Here is a 20,796-nt window from a genome sequence, read left to right as displayed (position 1 = left end):
ACTCATAGGTTGGACATCAAAGCCTTATTGCTGATTTTGCAGTTGTCTAGCCAAAATGGTATATCCATTTTCATATAAATAATCGAATTTAGTGGATGGAATGTTTTTTACAAGCAAATGATCTAACTCGGCTTCAATTGGTACGTCGCGTCGAATAGTTGCTAGTTCCTTTGATAACTGGAGCATTTGTAAATCCGTTTCTATTTTTGTTCGTTGCCCTGCTTTTAGTAAATGTAGGGACTCAATAACTTTCTCGACGGATCCATAGGTTTGGATCAATTGCAATGCAGTTTTAGGACCAATCCCCTTTACTCCAGCATATCCATCGCTGGAATCTCCCATAAATGCTTTTACATCCGGGAATAGTAATGGAGATATTCCATACTCCTCTAGAAAACGCGCTTCATTGTAAACATCATAAATCGAAAAACCTTTTTTCGTAAATGCGATTTCTGTTGATGGATGTAGAAGCTGAAGTAAATCCTTATCCCCACTAACAATTGTAAACCTAGCGTCATCTTGCCATTTATGTGTAATAGAAGCGATTGTATCATCTGCCTCCATGCCAACAATACCAAAGTTCATCCATCCTAAATGTTCAGATAAATCTTGCGCCATATCAAATTGAGGTATTAATTCTTCTGCAGGCTTAGGTCGGTTTGCTTTATATCCGTCATACAAATCATTTCTAAAAGTTCGCATCCCCTTATCCCAGCAAACAGCTATATGGGTTGGTTGCATTAAATCTTGGGCAGCTAGTACATGTCTGGCAAAGCCTTGTACAGCATTTGTAGGAATCCCTTTTGAATTTTTAAAGAAATTTCCAGACATTGCTGTTGCAAAAAATGAACGGAATAACAATGCCATACCATCTATTACTAATACATGTGGTTTATCTTGGTTCATGTCAAACATCCTTTATTAGTAGATTGTATTTAGTATAACACGAGTACGCTTGAATCTAAGAAAGTATGGGTATATTAATAGATAAATAGAACCTGGAGGAATTAAACATGAAAATACATAATGGATCACTTTATTGGCCAACAACAACTCAGCCATACCATTCTGTTAACAATTTTGACAAATTCGATATCTATGATGTTGTTATTGTTGGAGGAGGAATGTCTGGTTCTTTGACAGCTTTAGCATTAGTAGAAGCTGGGTTATCTGTTGCAATACTGGATAAGCGAGAAATGGGATCTGGTAGCACTAGTGCAAATACTGGCCATCTTCAATATTCGAATGATATTATGCTACATGAATTAATAGATCAAATTGGTGAACAAGATGCTGTTCACTTTTATAAACTATGCTATGAAGCTGTAGATGATTTAGAAAAAGTAGTGACTCGACTACAGTTAGATGCTGACTTTATTCGAAGACCTAGCATTTGTTATGCAAGTGATGAAAACGATGTAGAAAAAATTAAAGTGGAATACACCACACTAAAAAAACATGGTTTCCCATGTGATTATTTTGGACCAAATGAAATGGCAGAGAAATTTCCATTTTCGAAACCAGGGGCACTAGTGACATTTGAAGATGCAGAGATAAATCCATTGAAGTTTGTGCAAGGATTATTAAAAAAACTCGAGGAAAAAGGAGCTCATTTATTTCCTTATGTAGAGGTAAAGGATGTATTTGAGGCGGATGATATATTAGATATCCGTACATCCAATCAACCTTTTTTGGCGAAAAGTATAATATTCACAACAGGTTATGAAACTGTTCCAGTCGGAAATAGGATCGGCGCAGACATTAACCGCTCATATGTATTTGTTAGTAATCCTATTCAAGATCTCAAAAATTGGCATAAACAAGCACTTATTTGGGAAACAAAACGTCCATACTTGTATATTCGTTCCACTGTCGATAATAGAATGATTGTTGGAGGGCTAGATGAAGATAACCCCAATGCTCCCTATTCTTTAGAATTAATCCAACAACGAGCAGAAAATCTTTTGAAACAAGCAAAGGAGTTATTCCCAAACTACGAAATTGAAATCGACTATGCCTATGCAGCAACTTTCGGTGAATCGATAGATAATCTACCATTTATCGGCGAGCATCCAACAAAGCCCAATCACTACTATTTATTAGGATATGGTGGTAATGGTACTGTTTACAGTATGCTAGGCTCTTGTATGTTAAGAGATTTAATAAGAGGAAAACGAACTGAAGATGCTGAGATTGTTGAATTGAATAGAAAATATGGAGTGAAATAAAAATACGAAGGGCAAAATTATTCCCTTCGTTTTTTATAAAATAGTTTTTACAACTATCAATCAGTAGGATAATACTTAAAATATTTACTATATCAATTAGAATCTGCTCACTCATAGCTTTCGTTTCACCATAAGGATAAGTCGATGGTAAGAGATTCATAGTCTCTACAAAAGGAACCTCGTTTTCTCCTTAAACTGTTGCCGAAGAGCTAAAGACAACCGTCTTACATCATACTTCTGACAGCCTTATGCTAGAATCATAGTACTGACAAGATTATTATACTAATAAGCTAGTAGCTTTTCTACGAACTCTCCCATCACTTTAAGACCCTATCAATTTCATGATTGGCAAATACACTGACGACAGCTTCCTTGTCAGTCACATCTATTACTTCATTATTCGTTATCTTCTCCACTTTATCTATTGTCACAGCTTTACTGTTGCAAAGATTATCAGCAATAATCACTGTATGTCCTGCTTCAAGCAAGGCAACACATTTGTGTGAACCTATCTATCCGTCTCCCGGTGGTTGTCAATATAGTTGTCGCATTTAGCTAAGAAAATAGTCTAAGACGCAGTATGTTCCAACTACGACGTTAAATAACACCGTAATATTTTAATGCTTTTTCATCTATTCCTATTAGAGTGTCAATGCTATTACCTACTGTTAATCCTATTGTCCACTTATTATCATGAGAATACATCCCGTAATACATAAAAAACAAGTTATCTTTTTTTATAATCGAACTTCTATATACACCGTAACCGTCCGGATCCCAAGACTTACCAGTGTACGTGAGTATTTGTTTTTCTTCTGTCCAATTTACACCATCATGGGATGTAGAATGTTTAATGATTCCACCAAACCCCGTTGGCTCTTGTTTGTCGCAATTAACCATATGATATAGCCCATCTATTTTCTGTATGTTTGGATGCCATGAGTGAATATCTCTTCCATTTGATTTCACTCTGCCTGTATTGCTCCACGTTACTCCATCCATACTTTCTAATAAATAAACATACCAATCTCTCATTATCCACAATTTATACTTACCACCCTCAAATAAAACCGATGGTGAAATCAATTGAAGAGTGTTCCCTGTAACTTGAACCGTTATTTGAGGCATGCTCCAAGTCAATCCGTCTGACGATTCAATTCTATACAGAGTTTCAATCGTTTCACTTACAGTGACTTCACGATACCAAAGTTCAAGTTTTGAAGTTGTGGCATTAAAAAACAAATGAGTATCGGAGTTGTAACCTGTTGGATCTGTCGGTTCAGAAACAAGAGGATTTGTTAATCCACTGGGCGTTTCCCATTTGATACCATCATTACTAACCGCAATACAAGGGTTTTCTTGCCTTACTTGATTGTAAGCGTATGGCGTAAAAGCTAGCCAAAGTTTATAACCGTTCCAACCATTAGGAAAGTAAACGCAGGATGGGTGAGTTGATTGATTAGTTCTACCGTCCCAACTTGTGCCATCATCGTAAGGAGTGGGAATTCTCAAAAATTCTTTGCCGTTAACATGAGACGGCAATTTAGAGATATCCTCACTAATTTTTTTTCTAATACGCAATAACTCCGGATCATTTTTATTGACATGGAAAAAATCTTTGTCGGTTTCATAAACCAAACTTTTTCCACTTATTTGAACAAGTGATATCTTATTCTTCAATGATGTTTCAAAACTAATATGCATGTATTTTTCATTCGGACTTGTGATAGTGAATGTTTTTTTAATGTAATCTCCACTTGCTAGGATTCTTATATATTGTTTGTTTTTATCATAAAATCGTACTGTTGCATTTTCTAGTTCATATACATTCCCTTGTTCTATAGGAATAAATCCCAATGAACTGAGGGATTCATCATAGGTAAGGGTGTTATTGTTATAATACGAACCTTCATTAATGCTATTAACACTATATATTTCTTCTCCTAACTTTTTTTGTTTTAGTAATTTAACATCATTTAACATTAAAGCAGATGCCTTAATCTTTTTAAAAGAATTATCGGACTTAATCTTGATTACAACATTATCGCTTCGAGATTTCAACCAATGAAACGCAATATATTTTACATTTTCGTCTTTAATTGCAGCGGTATAATTTGCGGTAATCAGTTTATCTTTCAAGAATACGTAATCTTTATTATAAAAACCCACATAACCTTCATTACCAAATTGTATAATGTCCTGCACGTGTACAGGAATTAGAGTAGTAGCATAATTATCTGAATTTTCTGTAAAAACTCCGTAGTTGTAATATCCATTCATTCTTGTGTAATCGAGACTAGAGTCAACCTCTTTGCTCTCTACAAAGTTTAATTGAGGTAGAATTTTTTGATTCAAATTATCAAAATTATAATATTCAATAAATGCAGATGGATAAACGCTACCTTCAACAAACATCACGTTATTTTCATTTTGAAGCAAACTATACCTAACAAAAGCAATCTCTTGTTCGTTTGGAACAGTAAAAGTCGCAATCATCGTAGGTATCCCTATTCCTGTAACAAAGTTTAAATTTCCATCCCAAAAAGTAACATGTGTTCCTTCGCTTTTTTTGGTATACGTTACATTCGGCTTAACAGAAATAGGTGGAGATGATTTTGCATTTGCATCATCACTCCAAAGACCTGTTTGATAGTTATAAATACCACCCATTTGAAACTTTGTGTCATCTAATAAATTTACACTTTTTACGTTTTTGATTATTTCATCAGAAATGATTTCGCCTGTAACTGAATTTTCATTCACTTTACTTGTCGTAATACTTCTATTTGGAAATTCAGATAATAAAGGTGTTGTTTCTACCATTTGTTCTAAAAGTGTATCTGTCAAATAGGTTTGTTCGATTTTACCTCTATTTTTATTTATCTGACTAACAGATATATCAATAGAATTTTTGTCCATTTTTAAACTTTGCAAATCATATATATCATTCGCTTTTTCTGCCAACTGTGTCTTAGCCTTTTCTACTTCTCTACCGATTGTCTCGGAATTTTCATTCCATTCGTCTAAAAGTAATCGTTCTGTTAATTTTAAATACTCATTTTTTTCCATTGACAATTCATCACCTCATCACTTTTTTCTTCAGGTATAACATGTTATTTTAGACGGTTCTTCTAGTTCTTTGTAAGTATCCCAGATTAGTTGCTACCTCCACTTCTGACCATGTTAAGTACCTCTCGCTAACTGCAGCATGCTATAATCAGCTATATATAGATGTCATCAGGTCTCCCTCACCGCCTTAATTTTGAATACCATAAAATAAAATTCCCCCTCAATGAATCCGTAATTCTACTAAAGAGGAAGGAAATCCTCTGTTAAAATGAAAATTTTTAATAACAATGTTTCACTCGATTACTTCAAATAACTTACTTCATCTCTATAATCATTTATATTAAATAATTGGATGCATAATAAATTCACAAGCAAAAACTAACTCAAAAGTAATATTTTCTATGAAATTTAATATTAAAAGACCAATAAGTAAATTCAATCTCACATTTGAACAAAAGCTATTTGCAGTGAATGAAGTACGTCTGAAAAAACGTAACAGCCAAGATGTCGCGGACAAAATGGAATTTCATACCAATTAATTGGCAGGGTGATTGAAACTATACAGAGGAGAACACGGTGAAGATGCACTTCACTCATACTATGAGGAATCAAATTTGATTGAGCACACGGTAGAACTAAATAGATTAAGAAATATAGAAAAGAAGTATATTGAGCTATTGATACAAAATGAAATCTAAAAAAAGCTCCTGGCCTTTCTCAAGGTGAAAAAAAAAGAAGTGCTTCGAAGCCATTACGGCCCTGAGAAAGGATTACTCCTGTATCTACCCTTTGTAAAACACTAAAGTATCAGCTAGTGGATATTACAACTATATAGCACAACCTCAAAAGTCTCTTTCTGAACGGGATCAAATCGATATTACGGCTTAAAAGTCTTATAAATATAAGAATCTTGCCAAGAAACTTCAATTTTCACCAATTAATGTCACTGAAAGAAAACTGCTGGAATAACGCTGTAACTGAGAGCTTTTTTCCGCATTTAAAGCCGGAGTTTCCGCACTTGTATGCAGCAGATAATGCCAAACAGGTAAAGAAAGATTTACTTTTATACATTGCATGATTTAACGAAAACTGTGGTCAAAAAAGACTTGGTTATTTAAGTCCAGCTGCTTATTTAAGTTAAAACATTCAGCTAGCTAAGGCACAATTTTACACTGTCCATAAAATAGGTGCTAAACTACAGGGACGCAATTTAATTGTAAGAAAATAGACTAAGACGCAGTATCATCCAACTACAAAATTAGGTAATGTTTTGTTTTATCATTTTGCGATAACTTCTTGTCTGCATATTGCTTTAGAACTTTCCTCAAGATTGGTCACAACTACAGCATTAGCACCAATTTTAACATTGTCTCCAATATTTACATTTCCAATTATCTTTGCTCCCCATCCTATGAAAACATTGTTGCCAATTTGGGGAGCTAATTGTACTTTCGATAATTCACTAATTCCAATTGTCACTTTATGATAGATTGTACAGTTTTCGCCAAACTCGGAACCCCCGTTAATAACGCTTCCGTGTTGATGGACTAATCGGAATCCAGCCCCGATTTTGCACGAAAATGGAATTTCAATATTGAGTGGATAAAAGACGACCACTTGATTTAAAACCTTTAAAATCAAAAGTGATAATTTTTTTTAAGATTCTCGGATAGTTAGAAAAGTAAACTCGATTTCCCACCCGAAAATAATGAGAATTAACACCGCCCTTTTGCCTTTATTGTTAGCTAAATAGTCTTTTTTTAAAGCACTTAGCATTTTCACACTGCCATTTTATTTTATAGATAATTTTTCCACATTTAAAATATAGACAGGAACACGATTTTACTTCTGTTATTCCTGTACTTAACTCATTTGATGCTTTACTGGTTGTTGTGAGAAATAGAAAATAAAAATCATTCAAAAAATAGCTGCTGTCTAGGAAAGAAATTCAAACATCTATATAAAATCCTTCACTCTTTATAATTCTTCTCAAATCGCCAAGAATCTCGACACATGGAAACAATATCACGTTTTGCTGTCCAACCTAGCTCTTGCTGAGCCTTAGATGCATCTGCATAAAATGAAGCGATATCCCCGGGACGTCTAGCAACAATTTCATAAGGAACTTCAATACCATTTGCCTCTTCAAATGCTTTCACTAGTTCTATTACACTTGTACCTCGACCTGTACCCAAATTATAAACATTGACACCGTCCATCAATCGCTCTATTGCTGCTACATGCCCAGTAGCTAAATCCAACACATGAATATAATCACGGACACCTGTGCCATCAACTGTCGGATAATCATTACCAAACACACGCAGCTGCTTTAATTTCCCTTTTGCCACTTGCGTCACATAAGGCATTAAATTATTTGGAATACCATTTGGTGCCTCACCAATTAAGCCACTTTCATGCGCGCCCACTGGATTAAAATAACGAAGAAGAGTCACTGCAAAACCAGGAGTCCCGTTTGCAATATCGGTTAATATACGCTCACTCATTGCCTTCGTTTCACCATAAGGATTCGTCGTAGGCAGTAAATTCATCGTCTCCACGAATGGCACTTGATTATCCCCATAAACCGTAGCAGAAGAACTAAAGACAAATCTTCCGATATTATACTTCAAACAAGCCTCAGCTAGCACCATTGTACTCACTAAATTATTTATATAATACATTAACGGCTTTGCAACCGACTCACCAACAGCCTTCAAGCCTGCAAAATGAATCACACCATCAATCTTGTTACTTTGAAAAATACCTTCTACTGTGGCTTTATCTGTTACGTCGATTTCATAAAAGATAACTTCCTTATTTGCAAGTTGTTGTATTTTATCAATAGAATCATGCTTACTATTACAAAAATTATCAGCGATTATTACTGAATGACCTGCTTCAAGAAGAGCTACACATGTAGGGGAACCTATATACCCTGCACCGCCTGATACTAATATGTTCATAAAATCAGAACTTCCTTTTCTATTGTTTTTAAACATCGCCAGTTTTTAGTTCTCTCTAATATTCCACGTACCTAGATACAGATTTCACTATAGGAATATTATGATAGCCTCTTATACTCTCCAGTTACGGATAAGAGCTAGTATAAAGTAAGAAGTATGCCATATTATTAAGCCACTAAATATAGCTAAAGACCACTCGGGATTGCAAGTTTAACTTCTCTCTTTTTGAATTGTAGTTAATTGTCAGAATTGCGTAGAATTGTTTCTGACACAGGGGCGCTATTTTAACCAATCTGCTACTTATGATTATATTTTCCACCAGAATTAGATAGTATTTTTACCAGGGACGCTATTTTAAAGAAATTTTATAATCTTTTTTAAAGCTTTTTTTTCAAGAGTATTCAAACAAAGTAAATATGTAGTAATAATATATAAAATCATATAGAGGAACATAGAAACAAAAAGTCCTACTGTTTCCAAATTAAAGTTGATTTTGATTTTATAGAATAGTATTGCCAAAACTAATAAAGGAATCATTATTCTTATAATATCTTTCCAATATAATTTAATATCTAGACCAATCTTATAATGATAGTAATAATTTAGTAAAATTACATTTCCTACCGCTATAAAGATAGCTGTCACAATTGCTGTTCCAGTACTACCGTATTGTTCAATAATGGGAATCGAAATAATAATATTTAATATTGAACAAATAACTAAGGATATGGTTCTAAATAAATAAAGTCCCTTAGCTTGTAAAATGACAAGGCCAGTATTTTGAACTAAATCAAAGAAAAAAGGAATCATTAGTATAATAACAATTGTAAATGCCTGTTCATATGTTGAACCTGCCCACAAAATAATGAACTCTTTTCCAAAGAGTATAAAACCACTAAATGCTAATCCTAGTACAAAAAATTGAAACCTACTAATACTTATAAATAACTCATTCAACTTGGTTAGATGATTTTTTTCAGTAACGATTTTAGAAAGTTTAGGTAAAAATAAACTACTGAGAGCTACTGATAAAGACATAAATATCATTACAAATTGTATTGCAACAGCATATACAGCGACAATTTCAGGATTTTTTAAGATACCCAAAAGAACTTGATCCGTCTGCCAATAAATTTTATCTGCAATAGTTGTTAACAAGATTAAAAAAGCATATATGAATATTTCCTTCGTTAAATCTGGTTCAATTGGAGAAAATGTCACCTTAATTCCTATTATCTTTTTACAATATAAATATCCAATAATTAAAATAATAATATTCACAGAGGTTGTAATGACTGTCATCGATATTAAACTTCCACCTGTTGCTAATGAAATTATTGTTATAATAGGTACTAGTACTATTCTAATAATTAAACTTAACTTTAAAAAAACAAAACGCTCATATGCTTGCAAAACTGCACTATAAACATTTAAAATAAATGACAATGCAAAATTAATTGTCAAAATTATTATCATAATCTGTGCAGTCTTTATATCTGAATTTGCTAAGCTACTTTGGAAAATATCAGGTACTTTTATACAAATAATGAAACCTACAATTAGTGTTAGAACGCTGATAGCTAGGAAAAATCTCAAAAATTGACCAATCAAATCTGATTCTGTTTTTGAATCCCCTATTGCTCTATTACGAGCTATATAGCGTACAATTGCATTTCCTACACCCATATCCATTAGGCTCAAATAAGAGACAAAAGCCAAGACAAGTGAATATAATCCATAGTCTGATTGTCCCAACCACCTGATCAAAATTGGGGTATAAATTAAACCAACACCAAATTGCAAAAATATTGAGAAATAAGATAGTATTGCGCCAATGCGTATTTGATTCACGACATACATTCCTTTTGAACTATTACGTTCTTTTTATTTCCAAAACTCAAGCGAGTTGCCTGCGTAAGATTAAAAGAAATTATGAATATATTTTTGTGATTTTAAGGGCAAATTAACACCGGATAAAAGATGGTAGTAAGAATATTGTTTCGGCAGAGTAATATCTAACAGGTTTAATTCACATATGATTTGACTTGTCCCACCCCGTTTTATAGCCATTCTGTCTATAAAATAAATGTTAGATTTTCTAGGGATTTTACTAAAGTACCTTTAAACAATAATCCCATACGGCTAGCTAGAGACAATAGTATTTTTCTATTTTTTTTGCTTCTACCTTTATATCATATCCTTTTTCTTGAATTTGACGTTTAATTTTACTATTATCTTTATTATTGTTATTTTTTATAGAAAGGGATTTATCAGCCCATATCGATGGACTAGAAGAGAGTTTCATATAATGTAAACTATCTGTTATCTTTGCTTCTATTGGTATTTTATCTGAAACAATTATTTCAACTCCTAATGCTTGTGCTTCAATAGCTACCATTCCTAACCCTTCAAATAATGAGGGCATTAACAGAACATCAATTCCTTGCATAACTCTATAAATATCTTTTCTTACCCCGGTAAAAATCACTTTATCTATTAGTTTTAAATTTATAACTCTTTCTTTTAAATTCTTTTCTTCTTCTCCTTCTCCAACAATCACCAAGAATGAATTAGGATTAACTTTTAAGATTTCAAGAAAAATATCAATTGTAAAATTTACATTCTTCTCTTCTGCTAGTCTCCCAATAAAACCAACTAAAAAATTATTATCAGCATTTAGTTCCTCTCTAATTTTCATTCTTATATTTATATCTATATGATATTGATTCAAATCAAGTGCATTGTTTATTACACGAAACTTATCGTGTTTGAAAATTCTTCTTCCAAAAAAATATTTTGCAGCATCCTTAGAACACGCCCAAAAATCAGTACCTAATATTCTAAATATTGGTGTACAAATATGATGTAATAAGCTTTTCTTCCGATTTAAAGTATGAACGTGAAATATTATTTTTTTTATCCGACAAATTCTTGCGATAATACCGTCGAACAACATCGAAGCACCTACTGTATGAATGTGAATAACATCATACTCATTTTGTTTTAAGATTTTATACTTTTTATAAAGATTTAAAATTAAGTTTTTGCGATATGGAGTTGTTTTATATATTTTCCCTTCCGACTTCAAAATTTCTTCTTCTAAATTACCTTCTGCTAAGCTATTTGCTAAAAAGTCATATTGTATATTTTCTTTATTTATATTTCTATAATATCTTATTAAAATCTCTTCTATTCCTCCACCACTTTTCATTGTAGGAGAAATATTCAAAACTTTTATTTTCTTCAATTTCTTATTCTCCTTTTCCATATTATGATGAATGAGGCACACCTAATTAAAAGTGTTACAAATTTTTTATACTTCATTCAGTTTAGTTTATAAAATCGAATTAGAAACTTTTATTTTTTCCGTATTTTTTCTCGTATTATCTTTTTACCTATTAATACAGGCAAAAGAAGAAAGATTATTAGGTAAAAATTTGACGGAGTGTAACCTCGAATGATTATTTGAAAAAGCGCTGGCAACAAAATTGCATAACCAATCAATGAATGAGTATCTCCGTTATTATTTAAATATAACAACTTGCTCTTTCCACAAATCCATCCAAAAATAAACATTATAATTACACAACCTATTACTCCGAATTCAGTATAATACTCACCCAAATTGGGCAATGCTGTCCCAGCTTGATTTGCATAATTACTTACAGAAACAGCTATCAAATCATTTGTTACCGGTTCTGGTTTTGATGGCCATAGAAAACGAGGGATAAACATAACAAATGTATAAGCTATTTGTTCTCCCATCGTATAAGGATGTAATTCAGGTATAGCTTTAACAGCTCCATAAAAATTATTATATATATCAAAATTTCCTTTGATTGAATAAACTATGGAATCCATATTAAAACCCTCAAAATTTATCCCCTGTCCTCCTCGCAGAGGATCACGAGTAAAACCTATTAGAGCAGTCATTGCTACTAAAATAATTGAAACCACACTTAAAGATAGAATTTTGGGTCGTCTATTTTTTTCAATGTAGCAATATATAACAGGTGCTAAAATAAAGATTAGTAAAATAAATCTAAAGCCATTTAAAATAAATACAATAGAGGTAAGCACTCCTAATATTATTTTAATTATTTTGTTTTTACTATAAACAAAAATATACATAAAAGTAGGTATTAAAGAGTAGCTAAACATATTAAGAAATGCAAATGAACTATTAGTATTCTCATTAACAAACCCTCTAGCACCAAGTGAGAGAGTGTAGGAAATGCTCATTCCATTACTTATTAAGTAACCTAAAGAACATGCAAAACAAAATAACCAAATTAACATATTTGTTAATAATATATATTTTATAGAGGAATCTTTAATAATTATCTTTGTACTTCTATTTTGTTTTCTTCTTGTTTTTGTTTTATAGTATCCTATATAAAATGCTAAATATGAAACTAGAAAAATAATTGTTGCCTTTAAACCACCATCCATTAAATCAATATTAAACCAAAGGGTTTCTTGGTAAACTATATTTATTAATGGTGTAAATACAAATAACATAAGATAAATTAAGCTCACAAAAACAATTGGTTCTAATAAGTCTAATCCTCTAGTTATATAAGATAAAAGTAGTAACCCACCAATAGAGAAATAAGTAATTACTAAGGTTAAATAAACGAAAAAATCATTTCCCTCTATATTTACAGGTAACTTAATTAAAATAAAAATACCTAAACTCATATAAAAGGTAAAAAACAATAATGTTTTTCTTATTTTTTCTTTGCTGTTTATTAGATTAACCTCCATTCATTTTTTCTTTTTACATGAGTAGGTTCCATTTCTTCGACCCTCTTGCAGGAGCTGTTTACCGTCTAAGATCTTTTGTACTTTCATTTTATACACCTTTTGTCATAAGCTCTTGTTGGCCAATGGACAATCACCACACTTATGTGGGCGTGAATATTTAAGCGTCTCATGCTTTGAATCAAGTTGTCGTATCGTTAGGAATGTTCACTTACACAAGGGAATCTCGGCTTTACCATCATTCAGACTGTCCGAAGAAAACAGGGATCGGACGATGTATTGGCTTTTCTTTCCTACGGCGAGATGATTTACGGTTCAAAATTGACTGTGGTTTTCTCGTGTCTGATGATATTCCTTCGGAAGCCTCTTATTCGCGCATGATTACGTTCATCGCGAATCGAATGCGTTGGAAATCGTTCAAGAACAAATCCTTTAATTGGCCATGTCGGTAGGTTTCGTATCTGATGAAACGGTGACCATTGAAGCAACCCATATGGAAGCCCGTGATCGTGCACCAGTCAAGATAAAACAAGTGGAAAAAAAAGCGAAAAAACGAGGCTGGAAAAAGAAAGAAGAGCGCGAACAATGGCTTCTGGAATAGGCGGAGGAAGAAATGAATCTTCCACTATATGAAAAGACAATTGTCGCTCAACTCGTAGTCCCTCTAACGGAACTTCGATCTTCCGTTAATACTCACCCCGAATGGGAGGAAAAAAGAATAGTGAGGGAAAGAATGTCTTTACTTTTCACTATAGAAAACAAGTAGAAATTCGAATCGACTCTAATTCAGGGGATGCCTTTAACGATACATATATGCATATTTTACTCACGGAATGAGAAACCTTAACCTTCTGAGAACTTACCGGCGAAATGTAAACTCACCTAATAAACATCATCTACAAAATATCTTTTTTATATTTTTTGAATCTCCAGGAATTTACTTTCTTTTTTTATTCTTTAGGTCAACAATTTCATAAACCGCTTTAGTTAACTTTTCATTATAGGTTCTCCAAGAATATTCAAGAGCTGTTTCTCTAGCTGCTACACTCATCTCCTCAATTTTGTCTTTATTCTTTGTAAACCAAGTTACTTTTTCAATGATAGTGTTCACACTTTGAATATCTATAACAAATCCATTCTTTCCTTCTACAATAGCATCACTTGAACCGGCGTTTTTGGAAACAATTACTGGCAATCCAGAAGCCATAGCCTCTAATACCACTAAACTGAACCCCTCTCCTAATGATGGAAATACTAAAATATCTGCTTCTTTATATAATTCAGGCATTCGATCATTCGGCACACTTCCCCTGAAGTTACAGAAGGGTATATAAGGTTCTAAAAGAGTTTCAGGTCCATTAAATTTCCCTATAATATCAATTTGAATATTTTTATTATTTAGTTTCTTAAATGCTTCTAGTAAATAATATATCCCTTTTATTGAACTAACATTTCCTACAAAAATAAATTTAATAGTTTCACTATCATTAAGCTTTTTAAGATTAAATTTGAATTTTTCAATATCAACACCATATGGAACTATTTTAATTTGGCTTCTTTCAACACCACTAAAAAGTAGTGACTTTTCTACAAATTTAGAACCGACTATAAAATAATCAGTATATCTAATTTCATTTTCATATCTTTTAACTAACTTTTCCTGTTTAATTAGTTGAGTATTTCCGTAAAGTTGTACAAAATCTCCAATCAATTTTAGGTCATTATTATAAATGCCCTGCATATATAATCTATTTGCAGCAGAAACATCTAAGATGCGTATAATATCTTTGCTTTCAAGTTTTTCAAAAAGAATTCCAGAGTTATTGTCATATGATATGACTGCATCTACATTGTTCTTTATGGCGAAATTAGCAACTTTTCTTCCGAAAATATCAACCACCCAGTTATTCCACTTCTCTTCCCATTTTTGATTTTTAAATATTCGAGAAAATAGAATTGTTAACAAACCTAAGATTTCGTATTTTTGTATTATGTCAATATCTAAAAGGTCATTACATCTCCTTTTATTAACTCTAATACTGTCATCTCCTTTTAAAAACTCACTTAAAATATTTGTAATAGAATTTTTCTTGTAATATACAGTTGTAAAATACTTGTAAAGCAAATTAGCTTTTTTTAATGCTGCGGCAGTCTTAAATGAATGTTGTTGTCCCGGATGAGCTACAATTATTTTATGTAGTTTTTCCATTCCACCGCTCCTCTACTTTCTCCAAAATTTCTATATGCTTTTTCGCCATACTCTCAATAGTATAATTTCTAATAGTTTCAATATTATTTTTCGCCATTTTTTCATTCAATTTACTATTAATAAGAATTAAGTTTGCTTTTTCTGCTAATTGCTCTATATTTTCTGTTTGAACAATATAACCATTTTCATTGTTTTTAATCAGTTCTAGCCCTGCTACACAATTATCAGTTGTAACGACAGATAAACCATTTGCCATTGCTTCATTAATTACGAGTCCCCATATATCTTCACGTGTTGGGAGGACAAATAAGTCAGCCGCTTTATAATAATCATTTAATTCTTCTTTTGTTTTAAATTCTAGAAAATGAACATTAGATAACCCTAGTTCATTTACTAAAATAGTATATTCCTTTGTTGGTATTCCTCCAATTATATATATACCTGTTTTTTTATCCATCATTTCACATGCTTTTATAAGAACGTCAAATCCTTTTCTGTATATAAATTGACCAACGGATAAAATCACTTTTTCTTCTTTAATTCCTAGTTTTCCCCTAATGATAGACTTTGTATTTTTTGTTAAAACATTGTCTATGATATCTTGATCTTTTATTGAAGTAAAAGGATACTCAAAAATATCAATCTCTTTTGCACCATAATTAAGTAAGTATTCATTTGTCTTTTTGCCTGTGCTTAACCATACCTGTGCTTTACTAATAAAATGCTTTTTGATTGCTTTATTAATATAACTTTCATTTTTTATTATTCCTCCGTCAGCACTCAAAATAAAAGGAATCTTTTTAGCTGATAAATATTCAATAGCTAACATTCCAGTGGGTGTACTATAACCGCTAATAATGAAAATATCATACTTTTTTACTGTTAAGTACTTTAATACTGACACACAAAGTGCTGAATCTTGTCGAAATTTAATTCCCTTTAAAAAAAATTCATTAAAATTTCTATACTTTTTTGACTCCCATTTGAAATTTCTGTCGCTAGCTTGTTTACGTTCATATAAAACTGTTAAGTCACATTCTTCTCCAAGTCTATTAAAAAAATCAACTCTATATGGTGATGGAATGTTTGTTAAAAATAGTACCTTCATTTATAAACCCCTCAGATACTGATTTATGTAATCATTATACCTATCATACTTATCGAATCTTTTTGCCTTAACTATGCAATTATTTGAGCTGAAATTTGTTATACTTAATTGCTCAATTGCATCTATTAAATCTTCAATTCTACCTTTTTCAATTGTCATTCCACAGGTACTATCAATACTTTCTGGACTTCCCCCTGTATTAAAAGTTATTACAGGCGTTCCACAAGCAAGTGCCTCTAGATTCGTGGTAGGAAAGTTATCTTCAAGAGTAGGATTTAAAAATATGTTTGCTGCAGAATATATTTCGGCTAATTCTTGAGTGCTATCAGTTTTATTAATACCAATAACATTTGCTGGAAGGTCTTTAATTTGTTTTTCTGTTAATCCTACTAAAACAATAGTTTCATTTTCCTTAATTCTTTTCGACAACTCCAAAAAATAATGTAATCCTTTTCTTTTTTCCCATACATTTGCTATTCCTAATATTATTAATTGACTTTCTAATTTATATTTCTCTCTAAATTCACTTTCAAACGGTTTAAATATGTTTAAATCAATTCCATTATTAATAACTTGAACTGGATAATCACTTAAAAAAGATTGCTTAACTAATTTTGAAAGCCACTTTGACGGAGTAACTATCGTCATGTTTTTGACACCTTTAAACATGACTTTTTTTTCATGATAATTTTTTTCGGAATTATCTAAAATAAAACTACTTGGATAATTATTTTTCTGAGGACAATCGTAACATCCTGTTTTCCACTTACCACAATCTACATAATCAAAATATGAGCAGTGTCCTGTGAATGGCCAGCAATCATGTAAAGTCCAAATAACTTTTTTATCTGCTTTTTTTAAGTAGCTAAAAAGGATTTCAATATTAATATAGTAACCATGAATATTATGTAGATGTATAACGTCTGGATCAAGATTTTTTACCTTTTCAATGAACAATTTAGTTACTTTTTCAGAAGCAAATCCGTGTCTATCCAGAATTCTAGTCTTTACAACATGCTTATAGTTATCTATATTATTTCCTATTTTGATAGTATTTTTACAGTTTTTTGCTTCACCCCGACCATAAGCAATCCAACTCTCATGTCCTTGTTCCTCTAAAATAGAATGAATATCTGTAGCAATTCGACCTGTACTTCCTACTCCGCACACAGAATTAATTTGTAATACTTTCATTATTTACCCCACACTACTCTATTCAAATAATCAGTATAAGATATTAAAATTCTTAATACTTTATCTGATACATTAGGCATACTGTAGTCTTCTACTATTCTTAATTTTTTTTCATCTTGCGCTTCCAAAATTTCTAATCCTTGCAATACTCTCTCTTTTCTCAACCCCACCATCATCACCGAGGCTTCTTCCATCGCTTCTGGTCTTTCATGAGCTTGTCTAATATTAAGCGCTCTAAAGCCAAGAATAGAAGATTCCTCACTAATCGTTCCACTATCACTAAGCACAACTTTAGCTTTTATTTGAAGTTTTACATAATCATTAAATCCTATAGGTTTCATTGTTTTTACTAATGGATTAAACACTATCCCCTTAGCATTGATCATATTTTGCGTTCTAGGATGCGTACTTACAAAAACAGGCATATTATACTTTTCTGCAACTGTATTTAAACTTTCAACTAAATCTAAGAAATTGGTTTCTGAATTAATATTTTCTTCCCTATGTGCGGATACTACAAAATATTTGCCTTCCTCAAGGTCTAATCTCTCTAAAATATTTGATTTCTCAATATCATCTTTTCTTGAATTAAGAACTTCAAACATTGGACTTCCAGTTTTAATAATCCGATCTGCCGGGAGTCCTTCTCTTAACAAATATTCTCTTGCGATATCACTATAAGTTAAGTTAATATCAGCTGTATGATCGACAATTTTTCTATTCGTTTCTTCTGGTACTCTTTGATCAAAACATCGATTACCCGCTTCCATATGGAAAATTGGAATATGTCTTCTCTTCGCTGCAATCGCGCATAAACAACTATTCGTATCGCCTAATACTAAAAAGGCCTCCGGTTGAACTTCCTCTAAAATTGGATCAATCTTAATAAGAATATTTCCTACTGTCTCTACAGCAGTTCCATTAGCAGCATTTAAAAAGTAATCAGGTTTCTTCAATTTAAAGTCTTTAAAGAATACTTCATTTAATTCATAGTCATAGTTTTGACCAGTATGGACAAGTATATGTTCTATTGCATTCGATTCTTCTAATTTATTTATCACTGCAGACAGTCTAATAATCTCAGGTCTGGTACCAACAACTGTCATGACTTTTAATTTCTTCATTTATTTACCTCCAAGAAATACGTGTCTGGTTTTTCGGGATTAAAACATTCATTTGCCCACATTACTGTAACTAGATCACCTTTTCCTACATTTACAATGGAGTGTGTATATCCAGTAGGAATATCAACAACCTGTAACTTTTCTCCACAAACTCTATATTCAATAATTTCTTCAGAGTCTAATTTTCTAAAACGAATTAAACCCTCACCACTTACGACCAAGAATTTCTCGTTTTTTGTGTGATGCCAATGATTACCTTTAGTGATTCCTGGTTTTGATAAATTTACAGAAACTTGACCTCTTTCAGGAGTTCTAATAAATTCTGTGAAAGACCCTCGTTGATCAATATTCATCTTAAGATTATAAGAAAATTGATCTTCCGGTAAGAAACTTAAATATGTACTATAAAGTTTCTGAGTTAACTTATCGTCCATATTAACAACACTTAAATTTATTCTACTTTCCTTAAAGCTTTTTATAAGATCAGCTAATTCTCCCAGTTTAATAGTATGTGTAATAGGTACAACACAAAAGTTATCTTGGAAGGTTGGATTACCTTCTAATGCTTTTGTAAATTCTTCTAATACATCATCTATATAGCATAAATTAAGTTCTGCATCTGGACTGTTTATTTGGATGTCTAAGTCTCTAGCTATATAATGACAATAAGTAGCTACCACCGTATTATAATTAGGTCTACTCCACTTACCAAATACATTTGGGAGTCTATAAAAGTATACTTTTGCATCGGTTTCATTTTGATAATCAGATAGTAAATCTTCACCAGCTTTTTTACTTCTACCATAAGGATTATCCTTCTCTGCTTGAGTAGATGAAGTAAAAAGTACAGGAGCTTTATTAGAGTTTGTCTTTAACAGTTCTAGCAGTGTAGATGTAAATCCAAAATTAACTTCCATAAATTCTTTTTCATCTTCTGGTCGGTTGATACCTGCTAAATGAAATACAAATTCACATTCTTTTGTAAATTTCCATAGATCCTCCAATGAGTTTTCTCTTGTAAATAAAAATAACTCTTCATACCCTCTATTTTTCAACTCAGCTACTAAGTTTTTTCCAACGAAACCGGATGCCCCTGTTATTAGAATTTTCACTAGTTACTCCATCCTTTCAATTCACTTTGAATATAAGGTAGTTGCAGTAGTTTATCCTTTATTTGTTCAACATTGAGTCGATACGTATTGTGAGAATTATATTCTTCATCTGATGAAAGTTTTTTATCTCCTTCTTCAAAATATTTATCATAATTTAAGTCCCGATTGTCTGCTGGGACTCTATAAAACCCTTCTAAGTCTTTAGCAACAACATGTTCCTCCCTAGTTAATAACGTTTCAAAGAGTTTTTCTCCATGTCTTGTACCTATAGTCTTTATATCATTATTAGCATTAAATAATTCTTTTACAGCTTGTGCTAAATCAGCAATTGTAGATGCTGGTGATTTTTGTACCATAATATCTCCTGAATTTGCATGTTGAAATGCAAATACTACTAGTTCTACCGCTTCTTCTAGACTCATTAAAAATCGAGTCATTTCTGGATCGGTGACTGTTAGAGCTTTTCCTACTTTCAATTGTTCCACAAATAGTGGAATAACTGATCCCCGAGAGGCCATAACATTACCGTATCTTGTTCCACAGATTAATGTTTTTTCAGGAGAGACAGTTTTTGATTTTGCAACAACAACTTTCTCCATCATCGCTTTAGAAATACCCATTGCGTTTATTGGATAAGCCGCTTTATCTGTTGAAAGGCATATTACCTTTTTCACTCCATATTCAATGCAAGCATTTAATACATTTTCTGTACCAATTACATTTGTTTTAACTGCTTCCATCGGAAAAAATTCACATGATGGGACTTGCTTAAGAGCGGCAGCATGAAATACATAATCTACTTCATGCATTGCGTACTTAACGCTAGCGATATCTCTTACATCACCTATATAAAACTTAAGTTTGTCATTGTTATATAATTTACGCATGTCATCTTGTTTTTTCTCATCACGTGAAAAAATTCGAATCTCTTTTATGTCAGTATTTAAGAACCGCTCCATTACAGCATTTCCAAATGATCCTGTTCCACCTGTAATAAGCAATGTTTTATCTTTAAACATAAA

General features: G+C 32.1%; 16 protein-coding genes and 1 pseudogene. 2 read left to right on the top strand and 15 right to left on the bottom strand.

The annotated features are described in order from the left end of the window. Positions 1-24: 24 nt before the first annotated feature. Positions 25-906, bottom strand: coding sequence for a 5'-3' exonuclease (locus ACTSKG_RS18950; protein WP_464756076.1), 882 nt, complete (start codon positions 904-906; stop codon positions 25-27). A gap of 107 nt (positions 907-1,013) precedes the next feature. On the opposite strand from ACTSKG_RS18950, the gene ACTSKG_RS18945 reads away from it, so the two are divergent. Beyond that, positions 1,014-2,228, top strand: coding sequence for an NAD(P)/FAD-dependent oxidoreductase (locus ACTSKG_RS18945; protein WP_464756075.1), 1,215 nt, complete (start codon positions 1,014-1,016; stop codon positions 2,226-2,228). Positions 2,229-2,545: 317 nt separating this feature from the next. On the opposite strand, the gene ACTSKG_RS18940 is transcribed toward ACTSKG_RS18945, so the two are convergent. The 8 genes and pseudogenes from ACTSKG_RS18940 to ACTSKG_RS18905 all read right to left on the bottom strand — a co-directional run. Beyond that, a complete protein-coding gene (locus ACTSKG_RS18940; RefSeq protein WP_464756074.1) occupies positions 2,546-2,695 on the bottom strand; it encodes a hypothetical protein in 150 nt (49 codons plus the stop codon). 130 nt (positions 2,696-2,825) lie between these two features. After that, positions 2,826-5,303 carry a hypothetical protein gene (locus tag ACTSKG_RS18935; RefSeq protein ID WP_464756073.1) on the bottom strand — a complete coding sequence of 826 codons (2,478 nt, stop codon included), beginning with the start codon at positions 5,301-5,303 and terminating at the stop codon, positions 2,826-2,828. 1,272 nt (positions 5,304-6,575) lie between these two features. Then, on the bottom strand, positions 6,576-6,914 hold the full coding sequence (locus ACTSKG_RS18930) for a serine O-acetyltransferase (RefSeq protein WP_464756072.1): 339 nt from the start codon (positions 6,912-6,914) through the stop codon (positions 6,576-6,578). Positions 6,915-7,267: 353 nt separating this feature from the next. After that, complete coding sequence (galE, locus tag ACTSKG_RS18925) at positions 7,268-8,263, bottom strand: UDP-glucose 4-epimerase GalE (RefSeq protein WP_464756071.1); 996 nt, start codon at positions 8,261-8,263, stop codon at positions 7,268-7,270. 354 nt (positions 8,264-8,617) lie between these two features. Continuing rightward, positions 8,618-10,114 (bottom strand): oligosaccharide flippase family protein, encoded by a 1,497-nt coding sequence (locus ACTSKG_RS18920; protein WP_464756070.1) that lies wholly within the window; start codon positions 10,112-10,114, stop codon positions 8,618-8,620. Positions 10,115-10,409: 295 nt separating this feature from the next. Then, a complete protein-coding gene (locus ACTSKG_RS18915) occupies positions 10,410-11,510 on the bottom strand; it encodes a glycosyltransferase (protein WP_464756069.1) in 1,101 nt (366 codons plus the stop codon). 110 nt (positions 11,511-11,620) lie between these two features. Continuing rightward, positions 11,621-13,030: an O-antigen polymerase gene (locus ACTSKG_RS18910; protein ID WP_464756068.1), complete on the bottom strand. Its 1,410-nt coding sequence runs from the start codon at positions 13,028-13,030 to the stop codon at positions 11,621-11,623. A gap of 61 nt (positions 13,031-13,091) precedes the next feature. Continuing rightward, positions 13,092-13,333: pseudogene (locus ACTSKG_RS18905) on the bottom strand (hypothetical protein); the annotation flags it as partial. Between the two features lie 136 nt (positions 13,334-13,469). On the opposite strand from ACTSKG_RS18905, the gene ACTSKG_RS18900 reads away from it, so the two are divergent. Further along, a complete protein-coding gene (locus ACTSKG_RS18900) occupies positions 13,470-13,628 on the top strand; it encodes a hypothetical protein (RefSeq protein ID WP_464756067.1) in 159 nt (52 codons plus the stop codon). 336 nt (positions 13,629-13,964) lie between these two features. Here the strand turns inward: ACTSKG_RS18900 and ACTSKG_RS18895 are convergent, their stop codons facing one another. From ACTSKG_RS18895 to ACTSKG_RS18870, 6 genes are read right to left on the bottom strand one after another with little or no spacing between them, the layout of a single operon-like run. Beyond that, positions 13,965-15,236, bottom strand: coding sequence for a glycosyltransferase family 4 protein (locus ACTSKG_RS18895; protein WP_464756066.1), 1,272 nt, complete (start codon positions 15,234-15,236; stop codon positions 13,965-13,967). Then, positions 15,220-16,344: a glycosyltransferase family 4 protein gene (locus ACTSKG_RS18890; RefSeq protein ID WP_464756065.1), complete on the bottom strand. Its 1,125-nt coding sequence runs from the start codon at positions 16,342-16,344 to the stop codon at positions 15,220-15,222. Before ACTSKG_RS18890 ends, ACTSKG_RS18895 begins: the two co-directional genes overlap by 17 nt. Further along, entirely contained in the window at positions 16,345-17,538 is a 1,194-nt protein-coding gene (locus ACTSKG_RS18885) for a glycosyltransferase (RefSeq protein ID WP_464756064.1), read from the bottom strand. Further along, entirely contained in the window at positions 17,538-18,662 is a 1,125-nt protein-coding gene (wecB, locus tag ACTSKG_RS18880) for a non-hydrolyzing UDP-N-acetylglucosamine 2-epimerase (protein ID WP_464756062.1), read from the bottom strand. The genes ACTSKG_RS18885 and wecB overlap by 1 nt, the downstream gene beginning before the upstream one ends. After that, a complete protein-coding gene (locus ACTSKG_RS18875) occupies positions 18,659-19,774 on the bottom strand; it encodes a capsular polysaccharide biosynthesis protein CapF (RefSeq protein WP_464756061.1) in 1,116 nt (371 codons plus the stop codon). The genes wecB and ACTSKG_RS18875 overlap by 4 nt, the downstream gene beginning before the upstream one ends. Continuing rightward, on the bottom strand, positions 19,774-20,793 hold the full coding sequence (locus ACTSKG_RS18870; RefSeq protein ID WP_464756059.1) for a polysaccharide biosynthesis protein: 1,020 nt from the start codon (positions 20,791-20,793) through the stop codon (positions 19,774-19,776). Before ACTSKG_RS18870 ends, ACTSKG_RS18875 begins: the two co-directional genes overlap by 1 nt. Between the last annotated feature and the right edge of the window lie 3 nt (positions 20,794-20,796).

Source organism: Psychrobacillus syltrankelensis (genome assembly GCF_055454035.1).
This window is presented reverse-complemented; position numbering and strand designations above follow the sequence as displayed.